The organism is Natrinema soli (assembly GCF_028618695.1).
This window is the reverse complement of sequence record NZ_JAQIVI010000359.1, coordinates 1-19,733: the sequence shown is the minus strand read 5'-3', so window position 1 is coordinate 19,733 and position 19,733 is coordinate 1. Positions and strand designations below refer to the sequence as shown.

Below are 19,733 nucleotides of genomic sequence, written 5' to 3'. Positions count from 1 at the left end.
CGAGCATTGATCCAAACTCACTCTACGACCTGCTCACCTCTCAAACTGCGCTAACTAGACGGTGCCAAATATCTATATTTATCATGTAAAGAATATATCTTATATGGAGGTGCAAAGCCAGATACTGCCGTCGCGATCTATAAGCAACCAACGGGAACAGAGGTCTGCACTTCCTCGCTTGAGCACTGTAAGACGTGGAACGACTTCGCTCGGCTGCGTGGGCGTACAGCTTCCATGTTCAAATCGTGTCGCGATCTACTTTTACTGCGACCAGGTCGCTCGCTTCGCTCGCGGTGTTGGTCATCGTAAAAGTCCGCCCTCCCCGTATGGGGGAACGTCGCCGTCGATGCCTCTCGTCGGTCAACTTGTAGCTTCCATTCATAGTTCGAAGAACCTCCGTCGCTGCTCCGCTTTCTGTCGCTCGCTGCGCCGGTCGTAGTGCTTGTCCAAAATCTCCTCGCTCGCGTTCATCCGGTCAGAGACAAGCGAACGATCCTCGTCGCCCAGTCGATGCGCCGTCACTCGACCGCTCCGAACATCATGGGGCGCTCGTGACGACGGACACTGGCTCATCTTCGAGTAGTGTGTCCACTCGCACTCGTCCAGGTCACGACCGTGCGGGCACCCCTCACCGCGCCAGCACGGTCGGGTCACTCGGTACAACGTATCTCGACAGGCGGACACGAAACACGGCCGTACCGAGTCGTCACGAGCGGTGAACGGCCATGTTCGTCGACGACATCGTCGCGAGGGCCGTCGAGATAGTCCTGCCCCGTCTGGGCGACGTGCGGACTGATGACGTTCCATGGCTCGCCCTTCTCTTTGTTTTTCAGTGGCGTGTCCGTCTCTGGACGGTAGATGAAGTGGATTGCCGGCCAATCGGCGCGCGGGCGCTCGCCCTCGAGGCCGAGATCACCGAGGTCGAGCGCGCGCAGCTCGCCGACGCGGCAACCGGTTTCCGTGAAACTCGCGGTAAGTACAGAGCAAGTAGTGTGCGACCTTTCCAGTGAAATAGCGGATTCCGAGACGTTGTTCAGTGATATCATCCTCCTTTGCCTGGCCCGGGGCCTTACTCGGACGGTTCGTCCACGCTGGCCTTCCGACGCAGCCACTCGAGGCCGAGCGCCCCGCCGAGAAGTCCGGCACCGGCCGTGAAACCGGGCACGTTGTCGGCGTCACTGTTGTTCTCGGTGTCCGTCTCGTTTCCAGTGTCCGTCTCGTTTCCGTCGTCCCCATTTCCGGCGTTTCCGTTCCCGACATCGCCGTCATCGGCATCGACAGACTCTCCGTCGTCACTGGATCCACTGTCGTCGCTACCAGATCCACCGTCGTCGCTGTCGTCTTCTCCCGTGTCGCTGTCGTCCTCGCCGTCCTGCTGTTCGTTTCCCTCGTCGGACCCGCCTTCGTCGTCGGACCCGTCTTGCTCGTCAGATCCGTCTCCCTCGTCGTTTCCGCCGTCCGTGTCGTCGTTCTCGTCACTCTCGTCGCTCTCGTCGGGCTGGTCGTCCGTGTCGGTTTCTTCGCGAAGCGCCACGAGTTCGCCGTCGTGATCGACGTAGATGGTCTTGTCGCTGATCGCACGAATGTGTCCGACCGGTGCGTCGTCTTTCGAGAGCGTCCACTTCTCGCTCCCGTCGCGTTTGTCGAGCGCGACGAGTTTCTGATCGTAATTCCGGTCTCCGTAATTGTGGGCGTCCACCCAAAAGTAGACGTAGACGGTCTCGCCGCTGATAACGGCCTGCCCGTAGGTGTACGTAACGTCGAGCTCCCAGTCGTACTCGTCGCCGTGGATCGAAGTACTGCCGTAGCCGTAATCGTGTGCTGAAAGCACGGATTCATTGCCGAGCGTCCCTACGGAATACGGCCTGACCAGACCCAACCCACTGCCGGTTTGTGCATCGTGGAAGGGGAGTTCCTCCCCCGGAAGCTCGGCGATAACCGCCGTCTCAGTCGCGTAGATGGCATCTCCTCCTGTCCAGTGCCATGTCTGCCAGATGGTATCTCCGGTCGCGGGATCGAACGCGAGAACGCCGTCCTGCGTTTCGGCATAGACGACGCCGTTCATCGCGGCGGTTCCGGGGGTGAATTCGGACTCCCGTTCGTCACCATTTCTTGACTCGACGACAGCCGTGTCTTTCTGCCATCGGACCGATCCGTCGTCGGCCTCGAGGGCATACAGGATGCCGTCGACGACGACGAAGACGCCGTCGTACGCCACCGTGTGGCTACTCGTCCTCTCCCCGGGGTCGAGGTCGCTCTCCCAGCGGACGCTACCGTCTTCTCGATCGAGCGCCACGATATCGCCGCCGTTGAGGTATACCATCTCGCCGGCTACCGCGGGGTCACCCGCGTCGATGTCGGCGTTCCCCCAGACGAGCGTGCCGTCGGCCGCGTCGAGGGCGACGACACCGTCCGCGGTCGTCGTGTACACGGTGTCGTCGGCGACCGCGACGGAGCCCGTATGGTCGACGGTCCAGGCGGCCTCGAGCGACTCGCCGTCGAACTCGTAGCCGTCGCGAACGAACCGGGCGTGACCGGCGTCACCGCGGTAGGACGCCCAGTCTTCGTCCAGCTCCGGATTGGGATCCAGCGTCGGATCCGGGAGGGCGTCGACATCAGCCTCGGCGGCTCCGGCCCCCACCGAAGCGAGTCCGGTCCCCATCGACAGCGCTGCCCCAGTCGCCAGCACAGATCGGCGTTTCCACATAACGACACGACGTACGAATACCGGTCATATTCCTATCTGTCAATTAACGTCATTTCTTAGCTATGCAATTGTTTCAAACTGTTCAGGACGCATCTGTACTACCGAATCAGGTCTTACAGTTTCGTATCTGATTCCGGATGAAGAAGTCAGATTACCAATTACTGTTACCCGGTATCGACGACGATCTCGGATTCAATTTCAAACGTTACCGCCCTCGTTGAGAGCGTTTTGGCGATCTCCTGGCGCTGCTCGAGCGTGAGGTCATCGCGCTCGAGGACTTGGCGGGACGCCTGGACGAACTTCGGTACGTCGTCGCAAGCGCTCACCACCGCTTTCGTCTTGGTACAATCGTAGAAATCGGCTGCGCGTTCGATCGCGTCCCGTCGGTACGCATAGTCGCCGTCGGTTCTGATTCGCATACTCGTACACACGACACCCGAAATCCACGTTTTTTCGGCTCACTGGACGGTCCATTTCGGCCCAAAACAGGTGGAACGTGTCGGTCATTCAGAGAGGAACGCAGTCTCGAGCGACCGAATGACTCGAGATATGCACACGAGACGCGAACCCTCGTGTGCATATTCGGGGAACCGGATTTGTTGACGTGCAATCCCAGGGGGAGGTGGTTGTATCGGAGCTTGGTTCCCGAGTTTTATTCTGTGCAGATCCGGTGAATCTCGCGATAACTATATCTGCGAACGTATCGATGAACGTTCCGTCCGGTTACGCTTTCAATCCATGTCCCGTGAGTGGCATCACCACATCTGCATCTGGCTCAAGCGTTCCACGCTCTCGATACGCCGCAAGTGCCGCAGGCGCAATCGCTGAGGTCGGTTCCACGTAGAACCCGTGTGAGTGGAGCCGGTCTAACTCCGTTTGCACCTCATCTTCCGTAATCGCAATCGCATCGCCATTGGTCTCAGCAATCGCATTCATGAGTTGTCGTTTTCGTGTCGGCTCCCGTATCTGGATGCCATCTGCGACATCGTTCTCGCTCTCGGGGACTGCGTGGAGTTCGCTCGCGATCGGGGCATATCCTGCGGCTTGCGCGCCGAGCAGACGTGGCACTGTATCGATCCACCCTGCTTCAGACAACGCCTTGAATCCACGGTACACGCCCAAAAACAGGGTTCCATGGCCGAGCGGCATCACGATTGCATCAGGGACGTTCCAGTCACGTTGGAGTGCGAGTTCGTACGCGAACGTCGCCGTCCCTGCGAAGAATGCTGGACTCCATGAGTGACTCGCATACCACGCATCGCCCGATTCGACAGCCTCAATGCACGCATCAGTCACGGCTTGGCGTCCACCTTCGATTCGAACAGGCGTTGCCCCGGCCCGTTCGATTGCTTGGAGTTTCGCGTCTTTCACCGATGCTGGAACGTAAATCTCCGCGTCGAGTCCAGCGTGAGCCGCATAGGTCGCGATGGCAGCCCCAGCATTCCCCGATGAATCTTCGACGACTCGATCTGCGCCACACTGGATTGCATGGCTGATCGTCGTGGTTGCACCCCGATCCTTGAAACTGCCCGTCGGGGAGATGTATTCGAGTTTGTACTCGGCATCCCACGTTGTTGACGAGACAAGCGGCGTCATCCCTTCACCTAAAGAGGGGCCTTTCTCGACGTGGAGGAACATATCGAACGACCAGAGTCCGTCTCGCGTATCGAACTGACCGGGATCTGGCCGGTCGGACGTCGGAAGCGGTTGGTGAGTAAAGTCAAGGACGCCGCCACACTCACACCGCCACTGATCGGTATACGTCCGCCCACACGAAGAACAGACAAGTCCGGGAGTTTCCATGCGCTCCCTTGGTTACGTATCATGGAATAAACTTCGGTGGTGGCAACGTAGCTATCACTGCGCGACAGTAGGTGAGTGCCCTGTACTTACTGCACAACCCTGATCTAGTCCTTCCCCCTCCTAAGCAGAATCGACAAAGCCGGTTATCGAGATCCCGGTTAAAGATATCAGTAAGAAGGAGCCATTCAGGCGTCCAGTATCGGCCGGCACAATTTTTCGCGAGCGCGGCGCGCGCTCTGCGCGCCGCGCAATTGCCCTGCCCCCTTAGGGGCAAATTGCTCCAGTTCATGATTCAATTCTTAACTCGCCACAACTTTCTTCATATATGAGACGAATGCCAGCGTAATATGTCCACGGCTAAAACGGAGAAAACAGACTTACAGCGAGATATCCTTCTCACGTGGTATGAGAATCCGAACGCCACAAACAAAGAAATTGCAAAAGCATGCGATTGTTCGGCCTCGTACGTGAGTCAGGTCACGAACCGCTTTGAGGATTACAATGAAATGGAGGCTATGATGGACCGCCAAGATAAGGAAATGGAAAGGATGTTCGGCGGCGATATCTTTCAAAGTATGCCGTCCAGTAACGGTCAGTATAGGATTGGTGCTTCGAGTGGCCCCAGTTTGGTCGAAATCTACACTGAACAACCGGATAATCTCATAGGCTATCTTGTCCGGGCTGCTATTCTCCTGTTTCTACTCTACATTTTCTACGAAGCAGCGATGGTTCTGGTGTTCTGAACAGACTAAACCAGTGTTTCAGTTTGGATATCGTTAGCGCTCACGCAATCAAGACCCCCATTTCGTGTGCTTCAACTGGAGTGCTGCCGTACGGAGGCTGGGGTGGGGCACTGTAATTTTTTGGCTCAGTCCCCTTGGGGACACCCGCCAAGGGGACTTTCGCGCTTCGCGCGAAACGACCCCGCAGGCGTTGCGGTGCGATCACGGCGATCGCCGCGGCTACCCCTGCTCGAATACAACTGAAGTTGTGAAAATCAGTCTCTGATGAAAGTATAGTTGCGCAAACGAAACGAAGGGGTAGTGTTGCCACTATGGAGGCCGGTTCAGCGGTCGGCGACAGCGCCGACGAATCCGGTTTCAGTGCCGCCGCCGGGAGTCTTCCAGGTCAGTTCGGCGCTGCGGAGTACCGTCGGATCGTTCCCCGATCGAGACCACTTCTCGAGGGCCTCGCTGGCAATCGTCGCGACGTTCTCGAAGCTGTCGGCCTTCAGCCGGGAGAGAATCGTATCGATTCGCATTCGCCGAGGTTCGCCGTTCTCGTCGAACTCGAGGTCGGCCCCGTTCTTCGCGAGCCACTTCTGGAACGGCGACGACTCCGCGACGTGATCGGCTAAGCCCATGAGATGCTGCATCCGGTCGGCGTCGCTCTCGATCGCGTACTCGGCGGACTCGACGAGGCGATTCATCGCGAACCACCGTCATCGCGATCAGTGCCCGGCTATAGTGATCGGCCAAAATGCTGAGGGCCGGATATGAATAGATAGGATGTTGTGTTGATAAACTGGGTGAATACAATGGCTGACCCCAAACGGGCCGTAGCCGTTTGTGACCGTTGTGGATCAGTGTACGCCGCAAAGGTCCTCCTATCGGGCCAAGTTCGTCCGATAGGAACGCAGAACTGTTCCTGTGGGAATGGTGAATTCCAAAGGGCCCAGTGATCAGTACCGCTCGAGGAGTGTCCACCGTCGGCGCGAACCGCTCGGTTCTCGAGCGCCCGCCGAACGTCCTCGTCAGTAGCCTGATGGGCCAGATTGGCTATGGGCGTCCGACTGTCGACATCGTACAGTCGGTTCGCCGGAACGAACCCACTACACATCGGCCTCACCACCGTGACGGCCGGGTGATGTTTCCGAGTCCGGGATCGTAACCTCAACGCCAGCTGCAGAGCCGCGGCTCAGTCGAGCGTACGTATCGCAGTCACCACAGCGATGGACTCGGTTGCGGTTGTCACCGAAAACCCGTGAGAAGTGGTCGGTAACGTGGGATCAACAGTGTTTACACGTCGAATTGTCGACCGACGGCAAGGGGGCGACCGTCACGCAGACCACCCCGCTGGTCGACTACGAAATTCGCCCGCAGGCGTACACCCGGCACTGGAAACAAGTTCCACACCGGATTAGGGCCTCCAGTTCGAGAATGCGAAACTGCCGGTATCCCCCTCTCTAAACGAGAAAACGCCGCTATCCGATTCAACTGTACTTCGGCGAGAATCCGAGTCCGCCCTCCCCGATTTGAACGGGGGGCAAGTCGATCTACAGTCGACTGCTCTACCAGTCTGAGCTAAGGGCGGGCACCCAAACGTAGCCGCCGTGGAACACATAAGGGTTATTATTCGAGACCGGACGAACGTGTATCTGAGGACGAACAGCAGAATGATTGATATAGGAGGGGTGATAACACGGAGGTAGTTCGGCCATGAGCAAGATCACGTTCCGCGCGGACGATGACCTCGTCGAGCAACTCGAGCAACTCGACGCCTCCAAGAGCGAAGCGATGCGAGAGGCGCTCAGATCGTACCTCGAGGGGAGCGACGAGGCTGCAGGCGGCGAGGACCGCTCGGAATCGGACCGGAGACGGACGGACGTGATCGACGAGCTGATTCGCACGCGTGTGGACGACCGACTCCGGGAACTCGGCATCGATCGCGCGGGCTCTCGCGCACGCGATTCGACGCCGTCGCCCGAACCGCAGGACGTCAACGTCTCGATCTCGCTCGAGGGGGCCGCGGTCCGGTCGAGCGAGCAGAACTCGCAGTCGAGCGGACAACGGCAGACTGGTGCGCGCGACCCGACCCCGAACGACGGAGAGGCGGCGGGGGCTCGCGAACGCGCGGGGACGCAATCCCCCGACGGACGAGACAGCGGACGGCAGTGCAACCAGTGTGGCGACCGACTCGACGGCGACCACATGTACTGTCCCAACTGTGGCGAGAAGGCCTCCCGACGATTGTTCTGCGAGTGCGGCGACGAGGTCCGATCCGACTGGTCGTTCTGTCCCAGCTGCGGTCGTCGGACGCCCGCGGCGGATGTCCTCGAGTCCGACGGTACTCAGTTCTGACCGGTGTAAGACGAAGACAGTCACTGTCGACGAAAGTTTTATTATCCATGCCGGACATCGAGTTATTCGCGTAAGACGAATTGTCTTACACTCGTCGTAAAGACGGGAAATCGCCCGATGACGGGCGGTTCAAACGTAAGACACGCCGCGTCTGACAGGGGCGCGCCACCGTCTTACCCCAAACGGGGAATACAATCATGGAGCGTGTGACACTGCGAATCCCGAAACAGCAGATCGATGAGGTAGAGCAATTAGTCGACTCGGGCGAATTCCCGAACCGGAGCGAAGCGATCCGGTCGGCCGTCCGTGAGATGATAAATGAACAAGGGGACGGCCCCACAGACCAATCCGGCAAACGCAACTGGGCCAAGGTGTAACGATGCAGGATATCGTCCAGGACGCTTTGGAGAACGCGGAGGAAGAAGCCCAGAAGATGGACGCCCCGATGGACGGCGACGACGAGTTCGGGGAGCCCCGAATCGTTATCGTCGGTGCGGGCGGTGCCGGTAACAACACCATCAACCGACTGTACAACATCGGCGTCGACGGTGCTGACACCGTGGCGATCAACACGGACAAACAGCACCTCAAGATGATCGAGGCCGACACGAAGATCCTCGTGGGAAAATCGCTCACGAACGGCCTCGGTGCCGGCGGCGACCCCTCGATGGGCGAGCGCGCGACCGAGATGGCCCAGGGCACGATCAAGGAGGTACTCGGCGACGCGGACCTCGTCTTCGTGACCGCAGGGATGGGCGGTGGCACCGGCACGGGTGCCGCCCCCGTCGTCTCGAAGATCGCCAAAGAGCAGGGTGCGATCGTCGTCGGGATGGTCTCGACGCCGTTCAACGTCGAGCGCGCCCGCACGGTGAAAGCCGAGGAAGGCCTCGAGAAGTTACGCGAACAGGCTGACTCGATCATTGTCCTCGACAATAACCGACTGCTCGACTACGTCCCGAACCTGCCGATCGGCAAGGCGTTCTCGGTGATGGACCAGATCATCGCCGAGACCGTCAAGGGTATCTCGGAGACGATCACCCAGCCGTCCCTGATTAACCTGGACTACGCGGACATGTCCACGATCATGAACCAGGGCGGCGTAGCCGTCATGTTGGTCGGCGAGACTCAGGACAAGAACAAGACCGACGAGGTCGTCAAGGATGCGATGAACCACCCGCTACTGGACGTCGATTACCGCGGCGCGTCCGGTGGGCTCGTCCATATCACCGGCGGCCCCGACCTCACACTGAAAGAGGCCGAGGGGATCGCGGACAACATCACCGAACGCCTCGAGGCCAGTGCAAACGTCATCTGGGGCGCCCGGATTCAGGAGAACTACAAGGGGAAAGTTCGCGTCATGGCGATCATGACCGGCGTCCAGAGTGCACAGGTGCTCGGGCCGACTACCCAGAAGCAGGCCGACAAGTCTCGACAGAGCATCGAGGGCCTGAACGATGCCGACTTCGACGCGAGCAACAACGTCGAAAAGACGGGCAAAGAATACGGCGCGAAGAGCGACGGTGGCCGCGAAACCGTCGACCGACAGAACGGCGTCGACGTGATCCGCTAACGGCACTCACCCGAACCGTCGGTTTGTCTCGCTTTCCGAAGCGGTCTTTTTCGAACAACAGCGACTGACCGTCGAGTCACTGCACAGTTATTCGACGAAAACGCGATGTAAACGAGCCAAACACGCAGATTTTCGAACGCGCCGGCTCAGGCGAGCGACTCGAGTAGCGAACACTTTCGACAGACCTCTCGGGTCGTCGTCGAGCCGCACTCGACGCACTCCTGCAGATCGGCACCGTCGTCGCCGGCGTACTTTTCGGCGGCGATCGCCGCCAATTCCTCGTATCCCGAGAGGATCGAGTGTCGGGTTCCGGGGTGGTTCTCCTCGAGGTCGTAGACGAGTTGCTGGATCTCGCCGCGGTACGCCTCGCTGGCGTGGGGGCACTCCGTGATGTGGGCCGGGAGGTCGTTGACGTGGGCGTAGAGGGCGACCTCTTTTTCGGGGACGTCCCGGAGCGGCTTCGCGCGCGGGACGAACTCGTCCTGTTCCTCGCGGTCGGAGAGCGGGCCGAGGCTGGCGTCGAAGTGTTTCGCCATCTGTTCGACGTCGCCCTCGAGAACGTTCATCAGCGCGGTCTGGGCCTCGTCGTCGAGATTGTGGCCCGTCAGGAGGAGGTCGGCCTCGAGCGCCTCGGCGTACTCCGAGAGGAGGTCCCGTCGGAAGACGCCACAGTAGGCACAGGGGGCCATGTTTTCGGGATCGTCCTCGACGACGTCGTCCATTCGCACGCCGAACTCCTCCTCGTAGCTGACGAGTTCGTGGCGGATCTCCAGCTCCTCGCTGAGTTCGACGCAGGCCTCGACCGACTTGTCGCGGTAGCCCTCGATCCCCTCGTGAATCGTCAACCCGACGAGTTCGATGCGGGGGTCCTCGGCGAACGTGTCGTGGAGGATCCGCGTGAGAACGACGCTGTCCTTCCCACCGGAGAGGCCGATCACCCAGGTCTGTGGGTTCTCCGGCGTTATATCGTGGGGGACGAGATCGTCCCGCCGGATTCGGCGGCGCACCCGCTTTTCGACCGACTCGCGGAAGTGGTCCGGACAGAGATGGGCGCCGGAGTAAGCCGCGTGCATGATCGCCTCCTCGTTGCACCGGTTACAGTCCATTAGCGGGCCGTTGTCGTCCCCTGCCAATCACGGTTTCGTCTGGCGAGGGGAATCGAGGGTCCGTGATGGTGTATTACACCCTCGATATCGCGATATCGTACGGCCGAACCAACGAAACGAGCAGCCGACGCAGCCGCCGGCTGCGATACATCACTCTGAACGGCCTCGAGTGGTCGTAGCCGCGGACAGTTCAGGAGTCAAACGTCAGTGTCCGCTCGATCGCACACGGATAGCGCGGTTCGGAGCGCAACGCGAGCGAGAACTGCAACTGTTCAATCGGTGTGAAACCCGTTGCAGTTGTGTCGCTCGCTCAGGCGGAGACCGGCGGTTGCTCCTCGACCGCGTCTTCGGGTTCCTCGACGGCGTCGGCACCGTCGGCGAGCGCCGCGAGCAGCGTGTCGACGTATCGCCCGCGGCTCCCGGACGAGAACAGTTCGTGGCCGCCGTCGTACAGAACGACGTGTTCGGCGGGAACGCGCTCGCCGATCGCCCGGAGGCTGACGACCGGATCCCGCAGCGAACAGAAGACGACGGCGTCGTGATCGATCGTCAGTAGCTCGTCCTGCGCGCGGCGGGTTTCTCGGACGAACGCCGGGGAAACCCACGACGGCGTCGTCGCGGTCTGGTGGTCGGTGGCCTTCGAGCCGAGCGCCGCTCGATCCATGTCGCCGACGGGGAGACACGGGAACGTGGTCGGCAGTTTCGACACCGCCTCGAGCAACGGCTCCGGGAACGCGCTGCCGTACCCCCACCACGGACTCAGATAGACGTGGTTGTCCGCGCCGTCCAGCGCCTGTGCGACGAGCGCTCCCGCGCTGTGACCGAGCAGCTGATACCCCTCGAGATCGCGGACGTACTCGGCGACCGGCTCGAGCCAGTCGGCTTTGAAGTCGTCGATGTTCGTGGGGAGCTCGAACGCGTGGACCCGGTAGCCGGCCTCGGTCAACTGTCCGACGAGCCAGCTGACGTTCTCGTGGGTCCAGCGGTTGCCCCAGCCCATGACGAAGACGAGTTCCTCGTCACCGTCCTCGTTGAAGATCCGGTGTCGCATGGGGTTTCGTTCGCCGGGAAACGGTAAAAATCTGCGTGTGTGACAATTAGACAGCGGAAGCCCACGACTAAAGTCGTGGGCCTAAGCGATAGGCACAGTGAACCGAACAATCGCTATGACTCGTCTGGGGTCTCTGCGGCGTCGATACCTGCATTCAAGAGTCGTTCATACGCCTCAGTGAGCGTAATATCCCGTTCTTCGGCGAAGTCTTTCACACGACCATGCGTTGCGTGGGAGAGGTCTATGTTCGGACGCATAAGACTTAATAGACATACAGACGTTATAGACGTTACGGCGAATGAAGCGAACCAACACCTTCGCGGTACGTGCTCGCTCCGAACAGGACGAGCAACTGCTCCGCGAACTGTTGGACGCTTCCGCTAGTCTCTGGAACGAGCTCACCTACGAACGACGCCAGCAGTACTTCGATGGCGAAAGCGTCTGGGATACCGAGGATTACCGCAAGAAGTACGTCGGTGTTCTCGGGAGCGCCACTGCCCAACAGGTGATCCGGAAGAATCGGAGCGCCTGGAAGTCATTCTTCGCTGCCACAGAAAACGGCGAAGGTGCCCGAACCCCTGGTTACTGGGGCAACGAAGACGACGGCCGGGAGTTGCGGACCTACATCCGCAACGATCAGTACACGCTCAAGATGGGAGATCGATCTCGTCTCGAGATTCCGGTCGGCCAGGACCTGAAAGAGAAATACGGGCTTGGGTATTACGAACGCCTACGTCTCGAAGTCGCTGGCAATCCAAAGTGGGACGGCAAGCAGGGCCGATTAGAACTGTACTACGACAAACGTTCGGACCAATTTAGGGCCTTTCAGCCAGTTACTGTCGACGATTCTCGACTGGATTCACCATTAGCCGAGGAATCGGCTGCTCTGGATATCGGTGCGAACAACATCGTTGCCTGTACAACGACGACCGGCGAGCAGTACCTGTACGAAGGTCGCGATCTGTTCGAGCGGTTTCGCGAAACCACACAGCGAATCTCCGAGTTCCAATCGAGGTTGGACGATCAGCACCGAACAAGCAAGCGGATCAGCCGCTTGCATCGACAGCGGACGCGACGACGCGACCACGCCCAAGAGGCGCTCGCCCGCGATCTGATCGAACGGCTGTACGCCGAGGGTGTTTCGACGGTGTACGTTGGTGACCTAACCGACATCCTCGAGACACATTGGTCGGTCCAAACAAACGAGAAACTGCACAATTTCTGGGCATTCCGAAAGTTCATCGATCGCCTCGCCTGTACAGCCAAAGAGTACGGTATCACGGTCGAGGTTCGCTCGGAAGCCTGGACGTCGCAGATGTGTCCGAACTGCGGTTCGATCGAGGACACGACTCGGCACCAAGATACGCTCACATGTCCCTGCGGTTTCGAGGGTCACGCGGACCTCGTAGCGAGCGAAACGTTCCTGAGACGTCATCAGAACTCGGAGAGTTCTGATTGGCGAACGAGACACTTTGTGTCTCGTCAATGGCACGAAACTGTAGCCCGGCCGATGGCACGGCCCGTGTGCCTCAAGTGGGACGACCATTCATGGTCGGAGACATCACACTCTCACCGTCCCAACGAGGAGCACACAAACCGGAGTATCCACGCATAGGAGAAAGTCGCTCACGTGGTGGTAGCATGAGCCGGGACCCCCACGGGAGGAATCCCACGGCCTTAGCCGTGGTGAGGATGTCAAACAAGTGGTGCCGGTAGCGTCGGATCCAACGGTCGAACACGTGCTCAGCGTTTGCAAACGGCTTTCGTCGACCCCTGAGAGAATGGAGACATGCTCGAGTCAGTGCGCGCTCGTCTCTATCGGATCGGGTTCAACCTCTTTCCGGCCTACCGCGGAACCGGTGCTCGCGTCACCCACATCGCGCCAGACTGGACGGAGGTCCGCGTGAAACTCCCCCTGAACTGGCGGACGAAGAATTACGTCGGAACGATCTTCGGGGGGAGCATGTACGCCGCCGTCGACCCGTTTTACATGATGATGCTCCTGAAGAACCTCGGCGACGGCTACGTCGTCTGGGACAGGGAGGCCGAGATCCGGTTCAAAAAGCCCGGTCAGGAGACGCTGTACGCAACGTTTACGATAACCGACGAGGAGATCGAGGCGATTCGCGCCGAACTCGCGGCTGCGGAAACCGATTCCGTCGATCGCCACTACACAGTCGAACTCGTCGACGGGGACGGGACTGTTCACGCGACCGTCCGGAAGGCCGTCTACGTGACGACGGACCGATCCAAAGGAGCGTAAACGCACGGACTATAGCCGCGTCGAATTCGGCTCCTCCGTCAGCACCGACGCGCGAACGGGAAACCGTTTTGCGACTCGGGACCCCAGAACCGCGTAATGAGTGGATTCGAACGGGAGCGCGCGGTCGACCGTCTCGAGGGATTGGTCGACGCCGTCGAGGACGAGCGAATGCCGGTGCCCGTTCGCGAGGTGTGGGCCGTCGGCGACGTGGCGCTCGGCCTCGATCCCGTCGAGCGACTGGACGTCTACGTGACGAAGGACATCCTCATGCGCGACGACAGCGAGCCGACGGCCTCGAGCGCGGACGGTAACGGCGAGACATCGGATCCCGAGGCCCGGTTCCGGGACTCCCACGGAATCGAGGGCGTCGGCAAGACCGTCCGGGCCGACTGGGCCCGCGAGTACCCTCACTTTCTGCGGGCGAACGCGAACGGCCACGCCGCGCCCGAGCAGTGTCTCGCGGCCCACCTCCTCGAGGACGACGAACCGATCCATCTCGAGGTCTGTAACTCGCCGTTCGAGGACAACGTGACCCAACGGCTGCGCGGGGCGCAGTTGCGCGAGGATTACACGCAGCTACTCGACCCCCGCGGCGTCTGTCTCTGGGCCGACGGCACCAGAAGCGAGGAGGCGTTCCGGAAGCTCCGCGAGAGCGAGCTCGCCCTGCCGACGCTGTCCGCGGCGCTCGAGATGCTCGGACTGGACGACGACGAGTCCGAAGCGGCGGCCCAAGAGCTCCACGCCTGGCGCGAGCGACAGGACGGCGTGACGGTGCGCGGTGACGTGGTCTGACGCCGTCGTTACAGACGGTGCGAGGCGAAAGCCCACCTGTTTACCGGCTCCCTTACACGTCCTGTAAGTCCGCGATCGTCGCACGGACCCGCTCGAGGCGTTCCGCGAGCGTCGCGCGATCGATGTGAACGACGCCGCGTTGCCGATCGTACTCGATCAGTCCAGCGTTGGCCAGCTTCGGCAGATGGACGTGATGGAGTTCCAACGCGACGGTTCGCCGGTCGGCGTCCGCCGCGACCGGCTCCGGTGCTCGTTCGGCGACGTAGTCGACGAGCTCCTCGCGCGAAACGCGCTCCGTCTCCGTCCGTATCGCGTACCGACAGAGGGACCGACGGGACGGCTCACTCAACGCGATAAAAGACGAATCTATCGGGGCGGAGTCCTCGCTCTCCGCTCCGTCTTGGTCAGTCATCACCTACCAATGAAGGGTCCCACCGGATAGGAGCGGGGCGTCAGTATTCACGGCCTTTTTTACGACGGTCGCGATCCTCCGTGAGGAACGGGGCCGAAACGGAGAAGCCACACCGATACGTATCAGCGGTATCTCATGGTGATGCTACTTGCGACGCTCCTCATCGACTACTCTATCCTCCGTGAAACGCTCTCGCACGCTCCGAATACGAAAGTCACGTGGGAACAGTCAGACCTCACCGAAGACGGAGACCACCAGATGCTCGTCTGGGTCGACGGAGAGGTGGCGGCGTTCGACGCCGGTCTCGAGGCAGACCCGACCGTCAACGCACCCCTGCAGGTGGCCGAGTTCGACGACCGCCGCCTCTACCAACTCGAGTTAACGGACGACGGGAAGCGGGCGAGCGTCTATCCGACCGTGATCGAAGAAGGCAGTGTCTTACGGGAGGTAACCGCGACGCACGAGGGATGGCACTTTCGCGCCGCGTTTCCCAGCAGCGAGGCGCTCGAGCGGTTTCACGCCTTCTTCGTTGATCGGGATCTCGACGTCGAACTCCGACGGTTACAGGACGCGCGCGAGACCGCCGACGGCTCTCGCTTTCAGTACGGGGTAACGGACCGGCAGCGCGAAGCGCTCGTCGCCGCCGTCGACGCCGGCTACCTCGACATTCCGCGGTCGCGTTCGCTCGCCGAACTCGGCGAGCGACTCGGCATCTCGCCGAACGCGACATCGGAACGGTTCCGGCGCGGCGTCGAGACGCTCATCGAGAACACGGTGTATCCGGACGGTCGGTCGCCGTAACGCGCGAGTCACTCGTCCGGCGCAATAGCAGGGGCCGATTTCGGTCCCGGGGATTCCGGGACGAGCCACGCCGGTACCACTCGAGTGAGGGCGACCATGCCCGTCAGTTCCACGAGCGTCTGCGTGACGACGACCGCCGGTGCCAGCTCGTAGCCCGCCGGGAGCGCGAGCGCCAGCGGCAACACGACCAGCGAGTTCCGCGTCACGGCGGTGAAGACGAGCGCGCGGCTTTCACCGATCTCCAGCCGAAGCACGCCGGCCGCCACTCGGCCGAGAATCGGCATGACGACGAGGAACGCGACGTACACCGGGACGACCGCCGCGATCTGCCCGATCGAATCCTGAACGCGGGGGAGCTGTGAGGCGATCACGACCAGCAGGGTCACCCCCATCATCGGGACGGGAAGCCACCCCATCGCCGACTGCCATCCGCGAGCGATCCGCGAGCGCGTCGCACCCAGTTCGGTGAGCCACGCGAGCGTCAGCGGCAGGGCGATGAGGAGGAGGAACGCCTCGAGGAACGGTTCGGGATCGACGACTGTCGCGATCCGACTCCCCATGAACAGCCAGAGGTAGAGCGGCAGGAGGAGCAACTGCAGGAGCAAGAGCGCCGGCGTCGCGGCGGTGATCTGCTCGGCGTCCCCGTCGGCGAGTTCCGTAAACGGGATCACGTAATCGATACAGGGCGTCAACAACACCATGAACGCGCCGACGAGGACGACCGGCTCCTGCGGGAGAAACCGGGTGAGCCCGTAGACGACGACCGGGACGACGAGGAAGTTCAGCCCGAGTGCCCCGGCCATGAACCGACCGTTGGTGAACGCATCGCGAAATCGGCCGAACGGGATCTCGAGGAAGGTCGCGTACAGCAACACCGCCAGGACGGGGGTGATGAGTCGCTCGAAGAGCGGCGCAGTCGCCGGCCGGCCCACACCGATTCCGACGGCGAGTGCGACCGCGACCGCGTAGACGAGAATCTGATGGCGCTGCACCCACTCTCTGGAACGCATCGTCCGACCGTTGGTGGACGGATCGTAATAGCGCATCGGAGAAGTCCGCTCACCCGGGTCGAACTCGATCGGTGGCGCGACACGGCCGTGTCGCTCGCGTGAATCGGGCTATCGAGATGTGAACCGAGGGTGCGAGACGGAAGTCGGAACGGCGAGGCGTGAATCGGGCCGCGAGATCGATTCTCGAGTCTCACGGAATGTCGCTCCGGCCGAACCAGAGCTGAGCCGCGACCAGGAGGACGAGGGTCATGGCGACGAGAATCCCCGCACCGGCGAGGTCGTACGTCCCCTCGAGCAGGACCGCGTTCGGATCGTAGTAGCGCATGGGTGCGATTGCCCCAACGGCTTCGGCGTCGGTCCCGGACAACAGCGATTCCGACAGGAACAGCGCGAAGGTGACGCCGAGAGCGACGCGCTGGGCGATCGCTGCCCGATCGAAGACGACCGACGCGAGCAGGCCGATCCCGGCACAGGCGAACAGATAGGGGATCGAAAGCAGGTGGACCGCGAGCACGTCCGCGGCGGCGAGGGGGTGGTCGATCAGTCGCGCACCGACGTAGACGACGACCGGTGGCAGAACGTTCGCGCCGACGATCGGGACGGCCATCGCGGCGAAGCGCTCGGCGACCAGTCGCCGGCGGGAGATCGGCATCGACAACAGGACGTCCATCCGCCCGCGATCGACGTCGTCGGCGATCGTCCCCGCCGTGGCGTAGGCCAGATACAGGCCGAGCAGGATGATCCATCCGAACGTGTAGAGTTCGAACGAGAGGAAGCCGCCCAGACTCGCCATCGTCTGGACACCCATCACCTGCAAGATCGGTTCCGGATAGGCGGCCAGGAGCTGATCCAGATCGACCTCGGCCTCGAACGAGGGGTACACCCAGATGACCATCGCAGCGAGCAGGGACAGCCCGATCGAGAGGGCGAGACTGCCGCGAATCCGATGCCGGCCGTCGTACCGCGTCAGTTCAAACATCGCCGTCACCCCCGACACCGTTGTCCGTCGCACTGGCACCGGCGGAGACTCGATCGCCATCAGTCGAGCCGGCGTCCGTCCTCTCGTCGCCGTAAAACCGCATGAAGACCTCCTCGAGCGGCGCTTCCTCGATCGAGCAATCGAGCAATCGATACTCCCGAAGTCGATCGAGCAGCGTGTTGATATCGCCGGTGAACGTGAACGCGTATTCGGTCCCGTCGCTCGATCCGGCGCTCGACCCGGCACCGCGCTCGGACTCGAGGCCGTGGACGCCGTCGATCTCGAGGGCGTGAGCCGGAATCGACTCGGCGGCGTGCAGACGGACGAACTTGCCGCTCCTCGACAGGAGCGATTCCACCGGTTCGACGGTCACGAGCCGGCCGTTCCGAATGACGCCGACGCGGTCGCACAGCTTTCGCACCTCGCTCAGGATGTGCGAAGAGAAAAATACCGTGAGCCCGCGCTCTCGTTCAGCGCGGAGGAACTCCGTAAACCGCTGTTGTAACAGGGGATCCAACCCGCTCGTCGGCTCGTCCAGGATCACCAGTTCGGGATCGTGCATGAACGTCGTCACGAGCCCCAGTTTCTGGACGTTTCCCCGGGAGTACTTCCGCACCGGTCGATCAAGCGGCGGCTGGAACAGGTCGAGTAGCTCCCCGCTGCGCTCGTCGCCCTTGATTGACGCGTGCAGGTCGAGGATCTCGCGCCCCGTCGCCGTCTCGTCGAACGCCGGGCTGTCGGGGAGATAGCCGAGTCGCCGCTTGACCTCGAGGAGGTCCCCCTCGTCGGTGACGTCGCATCCCAGCAGTTGCGCCGTGCCGGCGGTCGGCGAGATGAATCCGAGCAACGTCCGGATCGTCGTCGTCTTCCCCGCGCCGTTCGGGCCGAGGTAGCCGAAGATCTCCCCCCGCTCGACGTCGAACGTCACGCCGTCGGTGGCGAGCACCTCCCCGTAGTCCTTCGTGAGCCCCTCGAGTTCGATTGCAGCCATACCGACTATTGACGACGTGACACCATTGCTGTGGTGGTCAGGCTGCGGTCCGATGACCGGCTGTAGCCCGACGGGTACGCTTATCTCCTATAGTGTGCTAGCATTACGCATAGGTAGATGCTGTGCCCGATGGGGAATCGAGCGGCGACAACGGCACCGGCCACCGCGGACAACCGACTACAGATGACAGCCACAACCGACTGGGCGGATCGATACCTGCAGCGGAAGCTGAATACGGCAGCCCACGATCACGACAGCGGTGCGACGCTCGGGTACGAACCCGAGGCCAGCGAGTATATGGATGGCCTGTCGGCGTTCGACCTCTCGGACCTGTCCCACGAACGTCGCATCGAGTACCTCGAGGCGACCATGCACGCGCTCGTCGACGCGATGGAGCGTGAGGATGGCGTCGCCGACCGCCACTGCGGAATTCGCCGCGCTATCGCCTACAGTGACGACGAGCCGATCGTCGGTCTGATCGACGGCTTCGGTGAGGTGATCAGCCTCGACCGAGAGACGGCCGCACTCGTCGCGTTCGCATACTTCCTCAAGCCGGAGCAACCGGCCGAGAACAGCGAGCGCTGAAGCGGGCTCGCGATCGAACGGAGACGTGATGGACGCGTCGATTCAGAACTCGGTACAGACCGGAATCCCCATCGTCTCGTACTCGCCGAGTCGGTCCATCACGTCGGGGACGTCCTCGAGCGCGCAGGTCTCCGTGACGATTTTCCCCGGATCGATCTTCCCGCCGTCCATCATTTTGAAGATGTCGTTGTACTCGTTGGGCGGCATCCCGTAGGAGCCGTAGAACTCGCGCTCGTCGGTGACCATGGTGTCGACCGGGACGGAGACCTCGCCGCCCTCCTCGGACGTCGTCATCCCGATCTGGAGATGCTGGCCGCCTTTGCCCAGCGAGTTGATCGAGTTCTGGACCGTCTCCGCGATGCCGAGCGCGTCCACCGAGACGTCGACGCCCCGGCTCTTCTCGGTGTGAGCCTTCACCGCCTGGGGAACGTCGTCGACGCGCTCGGAGTCGACCGTTTCGATCGCACCGAGCTCTCGAGCTAACTCGAGCTTTTCGGGGACGACGTCGATCGCGATGACGTTCCCGCCCAGGGCGCTGGCGGTGTGAACCGCGGAGAGACCGACGCCGCCGCAGCCGTGGACC

The 19,733-nt window shown here is 61.5% G+C and carries 19 protein-coding genes, 1 tRNA gene and 3 pseudogenes; 9 read left to right on the top strand and 14 right to left on the bottom strand.

All coding sequences use genetic code 11. The features are described from left to right. Window positions 1-378 precede the first annotated feature (378 nt). The 4 genes and pseudogenes from PGX04_RS34750 to PGX04_RS20615 form a co-directional block, all read right to left on the bottom strand. Window positions 379-965 (bottom strand): annotated as a pseudogene (locus tag PGX04_RS34750) (site-specific integrase); the annotation flags it as partial. Between the two features lie 104 nt (window positions 966-1,069). Further along, window positions 1,070-2,707 (bottom strand): outer membrane protein assembly factor BamB family protein, encoded by a 1,638-nt coding sequence (locus PGX04_RS20625; protein WP_273740225.1) that lies wholly within the window; start codon window positions 2,705-2,707, stop codon window positions 1,070-1,072. Window positions 2,708-2,871: 164 nt separating this feature from the next. Then, a complete protein-coding gene (locus PGX04_RS20620) occupies window positions 2,872-3,126 on the bottom strand; it encodes a DUF7692 domain-containing protein (RefSeq protein WP_273740224.1) in 255 nt (84 codons plus the stop codon). Window positions 3,127-3,430: 304 nt separating this feature from the next. Next, a complete protein-coding gene (locus PGX04_RS20615; RefSeq protein ID WP_273740223.1) occupies window positions 3,431-4,510 on the bottom strand; it encodes a pyridoxal-phosphate dependent enzyme in 1,080 nt (359 codons plus the stop codon). Window positions 4,511-4,857: 347 nt separating this feature from the next. Between PGX04_RS20615 and PGX04_RS20610 the strand changes: the two genes are divergently transcribed. Further along, complete coding sequence (locus PGX04_RS20610; protein WP_180840316.1) at window positions 4,858-5,253, top strand: winged helix-turn-helix domain-containing protein; 396 nt, start codon at window positions 4,858-4,860, stop codon at window positions 5,251-5,253. A 323-nt stretch (window positions 5,254-5,576) separates the two neighbouring features. On the opposite strand, the pseudogene PGX04_RS20605 reads toward PGX04_RS20610, so the two are convergent. The 3 genes and pseudogenes from PGX04_RS20605 to PGX04_RS20595 all read right to left on the bottom strand — a co-directional run. Further along, a pseudogene (locus PGX04_RS20605) lies at window positions 5,577-5,939 on the bottom strand (DUF7845 domain-containing protein); the annotation flags it as partial. A gap of 402 nt (window positions 5,940-6,341) precedes the next feature. Beyond that, window positions 6,342-6,581: pseudogene (locus PGX04_RS20600) on the bottom strand (DUF7563 family protein). A gap of 168 nt (window positions 6,582-6,749) precedes the next feature. After that, window positions 6,750-6,823, bottom strand: a tRNA-Tyr gene (locus PGX04_RS20595). A 125-nt stretch (window positions 6,824-6,948) separates the two neighbouring features. Between PGX04_RS20595 and PGX04_RS20590 the strand changes: the two genes are divergently transcribed. The 3 genes from PGX04_RS20590 to ftsZ all read left to right on the top strand — a co-directional run bounded on the left by PGX04_RS20590 (window position 6,949) and on the right by ftsZ (window position 9,160). Further along, a complete protein-coding gene (locus PGX04_RS20590; RefSeq protein ID WP_273740222.1) occupies window positions 6,949-7,590 on the top strand; it encodes a double zinc ribbon domain-containing protein in 642 nt (213 codons plus the stop codon). 197 nt (window positions 7,591-7,787) lie between these two features. Next, window positions 7,788-7,967, top strand: a complete 180-nt coding sequence (locus PGX04_RS20585; RefSeq protein ID WP_098725804.1) for a ribbon-helix-helix domain-containing protein — start codon at window positions 7,788-7,790, stop codon at window positions 7,965-7,967. Between the two features lie 2 nt (window positions 7,968-7,969). Continuing rightward, on the top strand, window positions 7,970-9,160 hold the full coding sequence (ftsZ, locus tag PGX04_RS20580) for a cell division protein FtsZ (RefSeq protein WP_273740221.1): 1,191 nt from the start codon (window positions 7,970-7,972) through the stop codon (window positions 9,158-9,160). A 146-nt stretch (window positions 9,161-9,306) separates the two neighbouring features. Here the strand turns inward: ftsZ and ncsA are convergent, their stop codons facing one another. Together ncsA and PGX04_RS20570 are read right to left on the bottom strand one after the other, a co-directional pair. Further along, on the bottom strand, window positions 9,307-10,266 hold the full coding sequence (gene ncsA, locus PGX04_RS20575; RefSeq protein WP_273740220.1) for a tRNA 2-thiolation protein NcsA: 960 nt from the start codon (window positions 10,264-10,266) through the stop codon (window positions 9,307-9,309). 310 nt (window positions 10,267-10,576) lie between these two features. Next, entirely contained in the window at window positions 10,577-11,317 is a 741-nt protein-coding gene (locus PGX04_RS20570; RefSeq protein ID WP_273740219.1) for an alpha/beta fold hydrolase, read from the bottom strand. A 298-nt stretch (window positions 11,318-11,615) separates the two neighbouring features. Here PGX04_RS20570 and PGX04_RS20565 point away from each other — a divergent pair, with 298 nt between their 5' ends. The 3 genes from PGX04_RS20565 (at window position 11,616) to PGX04_RS20555 (ending at window position 14,372) form a co-directional block, all read left to right on the top strand. Next, window positions 11,616-12,932, top strand: coding sequence for an RNA-guided endonuclease InsQ/TnpB family protein (locus PGX04_RS20565; protein WP_273740218.1), 1,317 nt, complete (start codon window positions 11,616-11,618; stop codon window positions 12,930-12,932). Window positions 12,933-13,106: 174 nt separating this feature from the next. Beyond that, complete coding sequence (locus PGX04_RS20560; RefSeq protein WP_273740217.1) at window positions 13,107-13,580, top strand: DUF4442 domain-containing protein; 474 nt, start codon at window positions 13,107-13,109, stop codon at window positions 13,578-13,580. A 96-nt stretch (window positions 13,581-13,676) separates the two neighbouring features. Beyond that, entirely contained in the window at window positions 13,677-14,372 is a 696-nt protein-coding gene (locus PGX04_RS20555) for a DUF7095 family protein (protein ID WP_273740216.1), read from the top strand. A gap of 52 nt (window positions 14,373-14,424) precedes the next feature. Here the strand turns inward: PGX04_RS20555 and PGX04_RS20550 are convergent, their stop codons facing one another. Continuing rightward, window positions 14,425-14,784, bottom strand: coding sequence for a DUF7344 domain-containing protein (locus PGX04_RS20550; RefSeq protein ID WP_273740215.1), 360 nt, complete (start codon window positions 14,782-14,784; stop codon window positions 14,425-14,427). A gap of 141 nt (window positions 14,785-14,925) precedes the next feature. Between PGX04_RS20550 and PGX04_RS20545 the strand changes: the two genes are divergently transcribed. Further along, on the top strand, window positions 14,926-15,585 hold the full coding sequence (locus PGX04_RS20545; RefSeq protein ID WP_273740214.1) for a helix-turn-helix domain-containing protein: 660 nt from the start codon (window positions 14,926-14,928) through the stop codon (window positions 15,583-15,585). An 8-nt stretch (window positions 15,586-15,593) separates the two neighbouring features. Here PGX04_RS20545 and PGX04_RS20540 read toward each other — a convergent pair whose 3' ends face one another. From PGX04_RS20540 to PGX04_RS20530, 3 genes are all read right to left on the bottom strand, one after another. Further along, window positions 15,594-16,595, bottom strand: coding sequence for an arsenic resistance protein (locus PGX04_RS20540; RefSeq protein WP_273740213.1), 1,002 nt, complete (start codon window positions 16,593-16,595; stop codon window positions 15,594-15,596). 190 nt (window positions 16,596-16,785) lie between these two features. Next, on the bottom strand, window positions 16,786-17,574 hold the full coding sequence (locus PGX04_RS20535; protein WP_273740212.1) for an ABC transporter permease: 789 nt from the start codon (window positions 17,572-17,574) through the stop codon (window positions 16,786-16,788). Then, window positions 17,567-18,565, bottom strand: coding sequence for an ABC transporter ATP-binding protein (locus tag PGX04_RS20530; protein WP_273740211.1), 999 nt, complete (start codon window positions 18,563-18,565; stop codon window positions 17,567-17,569). Before PGX04_RS20530 ends, PGX04_RS20535 begins: the two co-directional genes overlap by 8 nt. A 183-nt stretch (window positions 18,566-18,748) precedes the next feature. Here PGX04_RS20530 and PGX04_RS20525 point away from each other — a divergent pair, with 183 nt between their 5' ends. Beyond that, on the top strand, window positions 18,749-19,150 hold the full coding sequence (locus PGX04_RS20525; protein ID WP_273740210.1) for a hypothetical protein: 402 nt from the start codon (window positions 18,749-18,751) through the stop codon (window positions 19,148-19,150). Between the two features lie 42 nt (window positions 19,151-19,192). On the opposite strand, the gene PGX04_RS20520 is transcribed toward PGX04_RS20525, so the two are convergent. Further along, on the bottom strand, window positions 19,193-19,733 hold a 541-nt coding region (locus PGX04_RS20520), incomplete at its 5' end, for a zinc-binding dehydrogenase (RefSeq protein ID WP_273740209.1).